Annotated in this window: 14 protein-coding genes; all 14 read left to right on the forward strand. The window is 46.1% G+C overall.

Annotated elements, in window-relative coordinates:
- The first annotated feature begins 65 nt into the window (after positions 1–65).
- The 14 genes from rpoC (at position 66) to rpsC (ending at position 13,148) form a co-directional block, all read left to right on the forward strand.
- Positions 66–3,662: a DNA-directed RNA polymerase subunit beta' gene (gene rpoC, locus D1970_RS07580; protein WP_119112285.1), complete on the forward strand. Its 3,597-nt coding sequence runs from the start codon at positions 66–68 to the stop codon at positions 3,660–3,662.
- A 175-nt stretch (positions 3,663–3,837) separates the two neighbouring features.
- Complete coding sequence (locus tag D1970_RS07585) at positions 3,838–4,086, forward strand: 50S ribosomal protein L7ae-like protein (protein WP_119112286.1); 249 nt, start codon at positions 3,838–3,840, stop codon at positions 4,084–4,086.
- Positions 4,087–4,190: 104 nt separating this feature from the next.
- A complete protein-coding gene (rpsL, locus tag D1970_RS07590) occupies positions 4,191–4,613 on the forward strand; it encodes a 30S ribosomal protein S12 (RefSeq protein WP_119112287.1) in 423 nt (140 codons plus the stop codon).
- 43 nt (positions 4,614–4,656) lie between these two features.
- Complete coding sequence (gene rpsG, locus D1970_RS07595) at positions 4,657–5,127, forward strand: 30S ribosomal protein S7 (RefSeq protein WP_119112288.1); 471 nt, start codon at positions 4,657–4,659, stop codon at positions 5,125–5,127.
- 48 nt (positions 5,128–5,175) lie between these two features.
- Complete coding sequence (gene fusA, locus D1970_RS07600) at positions 5,176–7,254, forward strand: elongation factor G (RefSeq protein WP_119112289.1); 2,079 nt, start codon at positions 5,176–5,178, stop codon at positions 7,252–7,254.
- A 119-nt stretch (positions 7,255–7,373) separates the two neighbouring features.
- Positions 7,374–8,561: an elongation factor Tu gene (tuf, locus tag D1970_RS07605; RefSeq protein ID WP_119112290.1), complete on the forward strand. Its 1,188-nt coding sequence runs from the start codon at positions 7,374–7,376 to the stop codon at positions 8,559–8,561.
- Positions 8,562–9,016: 455 nt separating this feature from the next.
- Entirely contained in the window at positions 9,017–9,325 is a 309-nt protein-coding gene (gene rpsJ, locus D1970_RS07610) for a 30S ribosomal protein S10 (RefSeq protein WP_059174169.1), read from the forward strand.
- Between the two features lie 43 nt (positions 9,326–9,368).
- The gene (gene rplC, locus D1970_RS07615) at positions 9,369–9,995 is read left to right on the forward strand and encodes a 50S ribosomal protein L3 (RefSeq protein ID WP_119112291.1); all 627 of its coding nucleotides are present in this window, start codon (positions 9,369–9,371) and stop codon (positions 9,993–9,995) included.
- 28 nt (positions 9,996–10,023) lie between these two features.
- Positions 10,024–10,647, forward strand: coding sequence for a 50S ribosomal protein L4 (gene rplD, locus D1970_RS07620; RefSeq protein ID WP_119112292.1), 624 nt, complete (start codon positions 10,024–10,026; stop codon positions 10,645–10,647).
- Entirely contained in the window at positions 10,647–10,931 is a 285-nt protein-coding gene (gene rplW / locus D1970_RS07625) for a 50S ribosomal protein L23 (RefSeq protein ID WP_119112293.1), read from the forward strand. The genes rplD and rplW overlap by 1 nt, the downstream gene beginning before the upstream one ends.
- 30 nt (positions 10,932–10,961) lie before the next feature.
- Positions 10,962–11,792, forward strand: a complete 831-nt coding sequence (gene rplB / locus D1970_RS07630; RefSeq protein ID WP_119112294.1) for a 50S ribosomal protein L2 — start codon at positions 10,962–10,964, stop codon at positions 11,790–11,792.
- Between the two features lie 57 nt (positions 11,793–11,849).
- Positions 11,850–12,128, forward strand: coding sequence for a 30S ribosomal protein S19 (gene rpsS, locus D1970_RS07635; protein ID WP_119112295.1), 279 nt, complete (start codon positions 11,850–11,852; stop codon positions 12,126–12,128).
- A gap of 18 nt (positions 12,129–12,146) precedes the next feature.
- Positions 12,147–12,488, forward strand: coding sequence for a 50S ribosomal protein L22 (gene rplV / locus D1970_RS07640; protein WP_119112296.1), 342 nt, complete (start codon positions 12,147–12,149; stop codon positions 12,486–12,488).
- Positions 12,489–12,491: 3 nt separating this feature from the next.
- Positions 12,492–13,148 carry a 30S ribosomal protein S3 gene (gene rpsC / locus D1970_RS07645; protein ID WP_119112297.1) on the forward strand — a complete coding sequence of 219 codons (657 nt, stop codon included), beginning with the start codon at positions 12,492–12,494 and terminating at the stop codon, positions 13,146–13,148.
- The last annotated feature ends 1 nt before the right edge of the window (position 13,149 follow it).

The following is a 13,149-nucleotide window of genomic DNA, read 5'->3' on the forward strand; positions in this document are numbered from 1 at the left end:
AGGCGGAGCCAGCGGAAAACAGCTGGCCGCCCGTCCAAGCCCGAGATTAAAGGGAGGTAGGCCCCTTGCTGGATGTCAATAATTTTGAGTACATGAAAATCGGCCTTGCTTCGCCGGATAAGATCCGTTCATGGTCTTTCGGAGAAGTGAAGAAGCCAGAAACAATCAACTACCGTACATTGAAGCCTGAAAAAGACGGTTTGTTCTGTGAACGGATTTTCGGTCCAACCAAGGACTGGGAATGCCACTGCGGAAAATATAAAAGAGTGCGTTACAAAGGTGTTGTCTGTGACCGATGCGGCGTCGAAGTTACCCGCGCGAAGGTCCGACGCGAACGCATGGGTCATATTGAGCTAGCGGCTCCTGTTTCACACATATGGTATTTCAAGGGGATTCCTTCCCGTATGGGCCTTGTGCTGGACATGTCGCCAAGAGCGCTCGAGGAAGTCATTTATTTTGCATCATACGTAGTAACGGAAACCGGGGACACAGCGCTGGAGAAAAAACAGCTGCTTTCCGAAAAGGAATATCGTGCATATCGGGACAAATACGGGAATAAGTTCCAAGCGGCAATGGGTGCTGAAGCGATCAAGAAGCTTCTGTCCGACATTGATCTCGACAAGGAAGTTGAATTCCTGAAGGAAGAACTGAAGACAGCTCAGGGTCAGCGCCGTACAAGGGCCATTAAGCGCCTTGAGGTGCTTGAAGCTTTCCGTAATTCCGGAAATGAGCCATCATGGATGATCTTAGATGTGCTGCCGGTTATTCCACCGGAGCTTCGCCCGATGGTCCAGCTGGACGGTGGACGCTTTGCGACCTCCGACCTGAATGACCTTTACCGCAGGGTAATCAACCGGAACAACCGCTTGAAGCGCCTGCTTGATTTGGGTGCTCCGAGCATTATCGTCCAGAACGAAAAGAGGATGCTGCAGGAAGCTGTTGATGCTTTGATCGACAATGGCCGCCGTGGCCGTCCGGTTACAGGGCCGGGAAATCGTCCGCTCAAATCCCTTTCACACATGCTGAAAGGAAAACAAGGGCGTTTCCGTCAAAACCTTCTTGGAAAGCGTGTTGACTATTCAGGCCGTTCCGTTATCGTTGTTGGTCCAAACCTGAAAATGTATCAATGCGGCCTGCCGAAGGAAATGGCTTTGGAGCTATTCAAACCATTTGTCATGAAAGAACTTGTCCAAAAAGGACTTGCCCATAATATTAAATCTGCCAAACGCAAGATTGAAAGAGTACAACCGGAAGTTTGGGATGTTCTTGAAGAAGTCATCAAGGAGCACCCAGTACTGTTAAACCGCGCCCCTACTCTTCACAGGCTTGGCATCCAGGCATTTGAGCCGACGCTGGTTGAAGGCCGCGCAATCCGTCTTCACCCGCTTGTATGTACTGCTTATAATGCGGACTTTGATGGTGACCAAATGGCTGTCCACGTTCCGCTTTCAGCTGAAGCGCAGGCAGAGGCCCGTCTTCTGATGCTAGCGGCGCAGAACATCCTGAACCCTAAGGATGGAAAACCTGTTGTTACCCCGTCCCAGGACATGGTATTAGGAAACTACTACCTGACAATGGAGAGGGAAGGTGCAATTGGCGAAGGAATGGTCTTCAAGGATACAAATGAAGCCTTGATTGCCTATCAAAATGGTTTCGTCCATCTTCATACAAGGGTAGCAATCCATGCAGGCTCGCTTGGCAACCAGACCTTTACTGAACTGCAAGCCAGCCAGCTGCTTGTTACAACTGTAGGAAAACTGATTTTCAATGAAATTCTTCCTGCATCGTTCCCGTATATCAATGAGCCAACGAAAACAAACCTTGAAGAGAAAACACCAGAGAAGTATTTCCTTGATAAAGGCACTGATGCCAAAGAAGCTATCAAGTCAATGTCTACGGTAGATCCTTTCAAGAAAAAGATTCTTGGAAATATCATTGCAGAAGTGTTCAAGCGCTTCAAAATTACGGAAACATCAAAAATGCTTGACAGAATGAAGGACCTAGGATTCCGTTACTCTTCAAGAGCGGGAATCACTGTCGGTGTTGCTGACATCGTCGTTCTCCCTGAGAAGCAGGAAATCATCCATGAAGCGCAAACAAAAGTGGATAATGTGATGAAACAGTTCAGACGTGGTTTGATCACTGAGGATGAGCGTTACGATCGCGTAATCTCCATTTGGAGTGCTGCGAAGGATAACATCCAGGCAAAACTGATGGAATCCCTTGATAAAACGAACCCGATCTTCATGATGAGTGACTCCGGTGCCCGTGGTAACGCATCTAACTTCACCCAACTTGCTGGTATGCGGGGCTTGATGGCCAACCCGGCTGGACGGATTATTGAATTGCCGATTAAATCAAGTTTCCGTGAGGGACTGACAGTTCTCGAGTACTTTATTTCGACTCACGGTGCACGTAAAGGTCTAGCCGATACAGCTCTGAAAACTGCTGACTCGGGTTACCTGACACGCCGCCTCGTCGATGTTGCACAGGATGTTATTGTCCGAGAAGATGACTGCGGTACTGACAGAGGATTGAAGGTCAGCTCGCTTAAAGATGGCACTGAAGTGATCGAAGCACTTGAAGAGCGTCTTGTTGGACGCTATGCAAGAAAAACGATCAGGCACCCTGAGACAAACAAAGTCATGGTCGCAGAGAACGAACTCATTACAGAGGATCTTGCTACAGAAGTGGCAAACACCAGTATTGAAGAAGTTTGGATCCGTTCCGCCTTTACGTGTAATACGCGTCACGGCGTCTGTAAAAAATGCTATGGCCGGAATCTCGCGACAGGGCAGGAAGTTGAAGTCGGCGAAGCTGTCGGCATCATTGCCGCCCAGTCTATCGGAGAACCGGGCACACAGCTGACGATGCGTACCTTCCATACCGGTGGGGTTGCAGGAGACGATATTACACAAGGTCTTCCGCGTATCCAGGAGCTGTTTGAAGCACGTAATCCAAAAGGTCAGGCAGTCATCAGCGAAATCGACGGCGTTGTCGTCGGAATCAATGAAGGACGCGACCGCCAGCAGGAAATTGTCGTACAGGGCGATGTTGAATCGAGGACTTATAATGCTCCGTATACAGCGCGGCTTAAAGTTGCAATCAACACCAAGATTGCACGCGGCCAGGAGTTGACGGAGGGTTCGATCGATCCAAAAGAACTCCTGAAAGTAAAAGATGTCAACTCAGTCCAGGAATACCTGCTTCGTGAAGTGCAAAAAGTTTACCGTATGCAGGGCGTTGAGATTGGTGATAAGCACGTTGAGGTAATGGTTCGCCAGATGCTTCGGAAAGTAAGGGTAAATGATGCGGGTGAAACAGATGTCCTTCCAGGCACTCTGCTGGAAATCCACCAATTTACCGACGCAAACCGAAAAGCACTGCTTGAAGGCAAGACGCCTGCTACTGGCCGTCCGGTCCTTCTCGGTATTACGAAGGCATCGCTTGAAACAGACTCATTCTTGTCTGCAGCATCCTTCCAGGAAACAACGAGAGTCCTTACCGATGCCGCTATTAAAGGCAAACGGGATGAACTTCTCGGCCTGAAAGAAAATGTTATCATCGGGAAACTTGTACCAGCAGGTACAGGCATGCAGCGCTACCGGCGTGCTGTGCCAGTACTCGCTGGCAAGGAAGAAGATACCGTAACTGTTGAATAGATTTCGGAGCAGCAGTGTTCCAGCAAAGATCCCGGTACTTTCCCTTTAGGGGAAGTACCGTGTTTTTTGAAAAAAGAATCAGTATAAATTCGCATGATGTATTGACAATGAATTAGCAAAATGCTAATATTGCAAAGGTGCTCCTATTTACCTGTAAACTTTGGAGGATGTCTTCATGTCTTATGAAAAAGTAACGCAGGCGAAACGCTACATTATAGGAACAAAACAATCAGTAAAAGCCTTAAAAACCGGTGAGGTTGCCGAACTGGTAGTAGCTTCCGATGCAGATCTGAGAATCGTAGCTGGAGCGTTGATGGCTGCCAAAGAGGCAGGCACAGCAATCTCTTATGCGGATTCGATGGAAAAACTCGGGAAAGCTTGCGGAATCAATGTTGGGGCAGCCACTGTTGCCATACTCAAGTAAAAACTGTTTTTGCGGGGCGTACGCCTGCAGAAACTTTGTTTTTTGGCAAAAAATGAACCACCTGGATGTGTGGGCTTACAAAAGAAATGAAGGGAGGAAAAATCATGCCTACAATTAACCAATTAGTGCGCAAGCCTCGTAGCTCTAAAGAGGAGAAGTCAAAATCTCCTGCGCTTAATAAAGGTTACAACAGTTTCAAAAAAGCACAAACAAACGTATCATCTCCACAAAAACGCGGTGTATGTACTCGTGTTGGTACAATGACTCCGAAGAAACCGAACTCAGCGCTACGTAAATACGCTCGTGTTCGTTTGACAAACGGAATCGAGGTAACTGCTTATATCCCGGGTATCGGCCACAACCTTCAAGAGCACAGTGTTGTTCTTATTCGCGGAGGCCGTGTGAAAGACTTACCGGGTGTGCGTTACCATATCGTTCGCGGAGCACTTGATACTGCTGGTGTAAACGGTCGTATGCAAGGTCGTTCCAAGTACGGAACAAAGCGTCCTAAAGCAGCAAAGAAATAAACGATTAAACCAATAAACAGCCTTTCTGAAAGGAGGAAATAGAATGCCACGTAAAGGTCCAGTTTCCAAAAGAGACGTATTGCCGGATCCTATTTACAAATCAAAGTTAGTAACACGCCTAATCAACAAAATGATGATCGATGGCAAGAGAGGGAAATCCCAAAAGATTCTTTATTCTGCATTTGATATCATTGCTGAGCGTTCTGGTAAAGATGCAATGGAAGTGTTTGATCAAGCGCTTAAGAATATCATGCCTGTTTTAGAAGTAAGAGCACGCCGTGTGGGTGGTGCGAACTACCAGGTACCAGTTGAGGTGCGCCCTGACCGCCGCACAACTCTTGGTCTTCGCTGGCTCGTAAACTATGCCCGCCTCCGTGGTGAAAAAACGATGGAAGAGCGTCTTGCTAATGAAATTCTAGATGCAGCCAACAGCACTGGCGCAGCAGTGAAAAAACGCGAAGACACTCACAAAATGGCAGAAGCGAACAAAGCATTTGCTCACTATCGTTGGTAATCCAACTCTAAATTTAAAACACTCATAACATGGAAGGAGAAATACCCAATGGCAAGAGAGTTCTCCTTGGATAAGACTCGTAATATTGGGATCATGGCTCACATTGATGCTGGTAAAACAACAACAACTGAGCGTATCCTTTATTACACCGGCCGTATTCACAAAATCGGCGAAACTCACGAAGGCGCTTCTCAAATGGACTGGATGGAGCAAGAGCAGGAACGTGGAATCACGATTACTTCTGCTGCGACAACAGCACAGTGGCATGACCATCGTGTAAACATCATTGATACTCCGGGACACGTAGACTTCACGGTTGAAGTTGAACGTTCACTCCGGGTACTTGATGGAGCGGTAGCTGTTCTTGATGCACAATCCGGTGTTGAGCCCCAAACTGAAACAGTTTGGCGCCAGGCAACTACTTATGGAGTACCGCGTGTAGTATTCGTTAACAAAATGGATAAACTAGGCGCTGACTTCCTTTATTCTGTAAAGACAATCCATGAACGCCTTCAAGCGAATGCACATCCAATCCAGCTTCCAATCGGAGCGGAAGATCACTTCGAAGCAATCATTGACCTTGTTGAAATGAATGCAGTTTTCTACGGCAATGACCTTGGAACTGACATCGAAGTACGTGAAATTCCTGAAGAACATAGAGAGCTTGCAGAAGAGTACCGCGAAAAGCTTATCGAAGCTGTAGCGGAGCTTGACGAAGAATTGATGGAAAAATACCTTGGTGGAGAAGAGCTTACAATCGATGAGATTAAAGCAGGAATCCGTAAAGGTACCCTCAATGTAGAATTCTATCCGGTTATTTGCGGATCAGCATTCAAAAATAAAGGTGTCCAGCTAATGCTAGATGCTGTTATCGACTACCTTCCATCTCCTCTGGATGTTCCTGCTATCCAAGGTCATTCAGCGGATACAGAAGAAGAAATCGAACGTCATGCTGACGATGAAGAGCCATTCTCGGCGCTTGCATTCAAAGTTATGACAGACCCTTATGTTGGTAAACTGACATTCTTCCGCGTTTACTCAGGTACACTTGAGTCCGGATCATATGTCCAGAACTCCACAAAAGGAAAGCGTGAGCGTATCGGCCGTATCCTTCAGATGCACGCGAACAGCCGCCAGGAAATTTCTAAGGTTTTCGCAGGCGACATCGCAGCAGCTGTAGGTTTGAAAGATACAACAACTGGAGATACACTGTGTGATGAAAAATCAGCAGTTATCCTGGAATCCATGCAATTCCCTGAACCAGTAATCCAGCTTTCTGTAGAGCCAAAATCTAAAGCCGATCAGGACAAGATGACTACTGCTCTTCAGAAGCTTCAAGAAGAAGATCCAACATTCCGTGCTCATACTGACCAGGAAACTGGACAAGTTATCATCGCTGGAATGGGAGAGCTTCACCTTGATATCATCGTTGACCGTATGCGCCGTGAGTTTAAAGTGGAAGCTAACGTAGGTGCGCCTCAGGTTGCCTACCGTGAAACTTTCCGCGGTTCTGCTCAAGTAGAAGGCAAGTTCGCACGCCAATCCGGTGGTCGCGGACAATACGGACACGTTTGGATTGAATTCTCTCCAAACGAAGAAGGTAAAGGATTTGAATTCGAGAACGGCATCGTCGGTGGTGTTGTTCCACGTGAATACATTCCTGCAGTACAAGCAGGTCTTGAAGACTCGCTTGACCGTGGTGTCCTTGCCGGTTACCCATTGGTTGACATCAAAGCTAGGCTGTTTGACGGCTCTTACCATGATGTTGACTCCAGTGAGATGGCGTTTAAGATTGCTGCATCAATGGCTCTTAAAAATGCCGCTTCCAAGTGTAAGCCGGTTATCCTTGAGCCTGTCATGAGGGTAGAAGTTGTTATCCCTGAAGAGTATCTTGGAGACATCATGGGCCAAATCACTTCCCGTCGTGGACGTGTTGAAGGTATGGAAGCACGCGGAAATGCACAGGTAGTTCGTGCGATGGTTCCACTATCCGAAATGTTCGGATATGCAACATCGCTTCGTTCTAGCACGCAAGGCCGTGGAGTGTTCTCAATGCACTTCGACCACTACGAAGAAGTACCTAAATCGATTTCTGAAGAAATCATCAAAAAAAATAAAGGTGAATAATTGATTTTGCACCTTTAATAAAGTATAACTACTATTGTAAGCCGTGGAGCCGGGGGATGCTATAGTGTTCCCCAGCCCATTATATACTTAACCTTTAAAATTCGAAGGAGGATTTCATAATGGCAAAAGCTAAATTCGACCGCTCCAAGCCCCACGTTAACATCGGTACAATTGGTCACGTTGACCATGGTAAAACTACTCTAACAGCTGCAATCACTACTGTTCTTGCAAAAGCTGGTGGCGCTGAAGCCCGCGGATACGATCAAATCGACGCAGCTCCAGAAGAGCGCGAGCGTGGAATCACAATCTCTACTGCACACGTTGAGTATGAAACTGAAACTCGTCACTATGCACACGTTGACTGCCCAGGACACGCTGACTATGTTAAAAACATGATCACTGGTGCTGCGCAAATGGACGGCGGTATCCTAGTAGTATCTGCTGCTGACGGTCCAATGCCACAAACTCGTGAGCACATCCTTCTTTCTCGTCAAGTAGGCGTACCTTACCTTGTTGTATTCATGAACAAATGCGACATGGTAGACGACGAAGAACTTCTTGAATTAGTAGAAATGGAAGTTCGTGACCTTCTTACTGAATATGAATTCCCTGGCGATGACATTCCTGTTATCAAAGGTTCTGCCCTTAAAGCTCTTGAAGGAGACGCTGCATGGGAAGAAAAAATCATCGAGCTTATGACTGCTGTTGACGAGTACATCCCAACACCAACTCGTGACACTGACAAGCCATTCATGATGCCTGTTGAGGACGTATTCTCAATCACTGGCCGTGGAACAGTTGCAACTGGTCGTGTAGAGCGCGGACAGGTTAAAGTCGGTGACGTTATCGAAATCATCGGTTTGACTGAAGAGCCAAAATCTACTACTGTAACTGGTGTAGAAATGTTCCGTAAGCTTCTTGACTATGCTGAAGCTGGTGACAACATCGGAGCTCTTCTTCGTGGTGTAGCACGTGAAGAAATCCAACGTGGCCAAGTACTTGCAAAGCCAGGTTCTGTTAAGCCACACACTAAGTTCAGAGCTGAAGTATACGTTCTTTCAAAAGAAGAAGGTGGACGTCACACTCCATTCTTCACAAACTACCGTCCACAGTTCTACTTCCGTACAACTGATGTAACTGGTATTTGTAACCTTCCTGAAGGCGTAGAAATGGTTATGCCTGGAGACAACATTGAAATGACTGTTGAACTAATCGCTCCAATCGCTATCGAAGAAGGAACTAAGTTCTCTATTCGTGAAGGCGGCCGTACTGTAGGCGCTGGCGTAGTTGCGACTATCCAAGAGTAATTTAATATAAAGAAATCAGCCGGGTGACGATCCGGCTGATTTTTTTTATGTTTAAGAGAAAACGAAGTTATCTCGTCAAGCGTTGAGGAGTTGTACCAGGGATTTGCTTTATATAGAAGAAACTATTCCTGCTCCTGAAAAACAAGAAGGTATAAAAGACTATATGTCTGAATGGTCGCATTCGCTTTTCGTTGTCCCAAATAATGTAATTGCAACTCTCTACTTGAAAACATAGCGTGTTACCCTTATAATAGTAAAAGTGTGCGAAACATCGGGAAAAGATTGCAATCAAGTGTTGCACTTGCCTAATGTTTTCTGTATAATAGACAATGTTGGTCTTTGACTGCGATGATGCGGAAGGTTGCTGACACACCCGGCCGCTTTGCCATGGCGAGTGTGTGGGAAATTTTCGCGGAGAATGTCTATTTTAAAATAGGCGAAAAGGAGGGAAAATAATGGCAAAACAAAAGATTCGTATCCGTTTGAAGGCATATGATCACAGGATTCTTGATCAATCTGCAGAAAAGATTGTTGAAACAGCGAAGCGTTCTGGTGCGGCTGTATCTGGTCCAATCCCGCTTCCAACTGAAAAGACAATTTACACAATCCTGCGCGCGGTGCATAAGTACAAAGATTCTCGTGAGCAATTCGAGATGCGTACGCATAAGCGCTTGATCGACATCGTGAACCCAACTCCACAAACAGTTGATTCATTGATGCGTTTAGACCTGCCATCAGGTGTAGATATTGAAATTAAACTTTAATGTAATAAATCAAACAAACGAGAGAATATAGGAGGTGTGACTAATGACCAAAGGAATCTTAGGAAGAAAGATTGGTATGACTCAAGTGTTTGCAGAGAACGGCGATCTTATTCCGGTAACAGTAGTTGAAGCAGCAGCGAACGTTGTCCTTCAAGTGAAGAACAATGAAACTGACGGCTATGAAGCGATTCAGCTTGGCTTTGATGACAAGCGTGAAAAACTTTCCAACAAACCGGAAAAAGGCCATGTCGCTAAGGCGAACACTGCTCCTAAGCGCTTCGTTCGTGAATTCAACGGAGTTGACTTGGCGGGTTACGAAGTTGGTCAGGAAGTCAAAGTTGATATTTTCGCAGAAGGCGATGTAGTAGATGTAACAGGTATCTCTAAGGGTAAAGGTTTCCAAGGCTCTATCAAGCGCCACGGACAATCCCGCGGACCTATGGCACACGGATCACGTTATCACCGTCGTCCAGGTTCAATGGGCCCTGTCGCTCCAAACCGTGTATTCAAAGGCAAAGCATTGCCAGGACGCATGGGTGGAGACCAGATCACTGTTCAAAACCTGCAAATCGTTAAAGTTGACGCTGAGCGCAACCTGCTTTTAATCAAAGGTAACGTTCCAGGCGCTAAAAAAGCCCTGCTTAAAATCAAAACTGCGGTTAAAGCGTAATAACGTTTAGAGAAAGGAGGAAAAAGGTATGCCAAAAGTAGCATTATTCAACCAGGCTGGATCACAGGTTGGAGAAATCGAACTGAATGATTCTGTCTTCGGTATTGAGCCTAATAGCCATGTGCTGTTCGACGCTGTTATCATGCAAAGAGCATCACTGCGACAAGGCACTCATAAAACAAAAATTCGTTCTGAAGTAGCGGGCGGTGGACGTAAGCCATGGCGCCAAAAAGGAACTGGACGTGCGCGTCAAGGTTCTATTCGTTCTCCACAATGGCGCGGAGGCGGTACAGTATTTGGTCCAACTCCACGCAGCTATAGCTATAAATTGCCTAAGAAAGTACGCCGTTTGGCTATCAAGTCTGCGCTTTCTACGAAAGTGCTAGATGAAAACATCATCGTTCTTGAGAACCTTGCATTCGAAACTCCGAAAACAAAGGAATTCGCAAATGTACTAAAAGGCCTTTCAGTTGATACAAAAGCACTGATCGTAACTGCCGGCACAGAGGAAAACGTTGCTCTGTCAGCACGTAATATCCCTGGCATTACATTTGTTCCTGCAGATGGAATCAATGTCCTTGATGTTTTAAATCATGACAAGTTGATCATGACTAAAGCAGCGGTTGAAAAAGTAGAGGAGGTGCTTGCATAATGGATGCACGCGATATCATTAAGCGCCCCGTTATTACTGAACGTTCCTCTGAACAAATGGCTGACAAGAAATACACTTTCGAAGTTGATGTCAGAGCGAACAAGACACAAGTAAAACATGCTGTTGAAGAAATCTTCGGCGTGAATGTTGAAAAAGTGAACGTGATGAATTACAAAGGTAAATTCAAGCGTATGGGCAAATTCGGCGGATACACTAACAAACGCCGCAAAGCCGTTATCACTCTTACAAAAGACAGCAAAGAAATCGAATTGTTCGAAGTATAATTCATATAACCAGAAGAGGAGGGAAAAGAAATGGCGATTAAAAAGTACAAACCTACCTCTAACGGTCGTCGTAACATGACAGCTTCTGATTTCGCTGAAATCACTACTGACAAGCCGGAAAAATCCTTGCTTGCTCCGTTGAAGCGCAAAGGCGGCCGTAACAACCAAGGTAAGTTAACTGTTCGTCATCAAGGTGGCGGCCATAAGCGTCAATATCGTATCATCGATTTTAAACGTAACAAAGATGGCATTCCAGGACGCGTTGCCACAATTGAGTATGATCCAAACCGCTCTGCAAACATTGCACTAATCAATTATGTAGACGGAGAAAAACGTTACATCCTAGCACCGAAAAACCTGGAAGTTGGTATGGAAATCATGTCAGGCCCAACAGCCGACATCAAAGTGGGTAATGCCCTTCCATTAGTAAACATCCCGGTCGGCACTGTAATCCACAATATCGAACTTAAGCCAGCTAAAGGCGGACAATTGGTTCGTTCCGCTGGTACTTCTGCACAGGTTCTTGGTAAAGAAGGCAAATATGTTCTTATCCGCTTGAACTCTGGTGAAGTGCGCATGATTCTTTCTGAGTGCCGCGCAACTGTCGGTCAAGTAGGAAACGAGCAGCACGAACTGATCAACATCGGTAAAGCTGGACGCTCTCGCTGGTTAGGCAAGCGCCCAACAGTCCGTGGATCCGTTATGAACCCGAACGATCACCCGCATGGTGGTGGGGAAGGCCGTTCACCAATCGGACGCAAGTCTCCAATGTCTCCTTGGGGCAAACCAACCCTTGGCTACAAGACTCGCAAGAAGAAAAACAAATCCGACAAGTTTATTGTACGCCGTCGTAAAAAATAACGGGATTGAGCTACGGTTCAAAAGAACCGTAGGACAATCACGAAGGGAGGTTCAATCATGGGTCGCAGTTTGAAAAAAGGACCTTTTGTGGATGACCATTTAATTAAAAAGATCGAAAAGTTAAATGAAACTGAAGGCAAGCAAGTTGTTAAGACTTGGTCTCGCCGTTCAACGATCTTCCCGCAATTCATCGGCCACACTGTAGCAGTTTATGATGGTCGCAAACATGTTCCTGTATATATCACTGAAGATATGGTAGGCCACAAGCTTGGAGAATTTGCTCCAACTCGTATGTACAAAGGCCATGCCAGTGACGATAAGAAAACAAGACGTTAATGAGAGGAGGCCATCCTAATGCAAGCTAAAGCTGTTGCTAGAACAGTTCGTATTGCTCCTCGTAAAGCTCGTTTAGTACTAGATTTAATTCGAGGAAAGCAAGTTGGTGAAGCGGTAGCTATTTTAAAACTTACCCCAAAAGCATCTTCACCAATCGTGGAAAAAGTATTGAAATCTGCCCTTGCTAATGCAGAGCACAACTACGAAATGGATGTTAATAACCTTGTAGTATCCCAAGCGTACGCAAATGAAGGACCGACACTGAAGCGTTTCCGTCCTCGCGCAATGGGCCGTGCTAGTGCAATCAACAAGCGCACAAGCCACATTACAATCGTTTTATCAGAAAAGAAGGAGGGATAATCAGTGGGTCAAAAAGTAAATCCAGTCGGTTTGCGTATCGGAATCATCCGTGATTGGGAATCCAGGTGGTACGCAGGCAAAGACTATGCTGATCTTTTACACGAAGACCTTAGAGTCCGTGAGTACATCACAAAGCGTTTGCGCGATGCTTCTCTTTCCAAGATTGAGATCGAGCGTGCTGCAAACCGTTTGAATGTAACTGTCCACACTGCGAAGCCAGGAATGGTAATTGGTAAAGGCGGAACAGAAGTCGAAGCACTTCGTAAAGCTCTTAACCAACTTACTGGCAAACGCGTCCATATAAATATCCTTGAAATTAAAAAAGCGGATATCGAAGCTAAATTGGTTGCGGAAAACATTGCGCGCCAGCTTGAAAACCGCGTATCTTTCCGTCGTGCACAGAAACAAGTTATCCAGCGTGCAATGCGCGCAGGCGCTAAAGGAATCAAGACAATGGTTTCTGGCCGTCTTGGCGGTGCTGATATCGCTCGTTCTGAACACTACAGCGAAGGAACAGTTCCACTTCATACGCTTCGCGCCGACATTGATTATGCAACAGCTGAAGCCGATACTACTTACGGCAAACTAGGCGTTAAAGTATGGATCTATCGTGGAGAAGTCCTTCCTGCTAAGAAGAAAACTGGGGAAGGAGGCAAATAAA

The organism is Mesobacillus zeae, assembly GCF_003570705.1.
Lineage (GTDB): Bacteria > Bacillota > Bacilli > Bacillales > Cytobacillaceae > Mesobacillus_C > Mesobacillus_C zeae.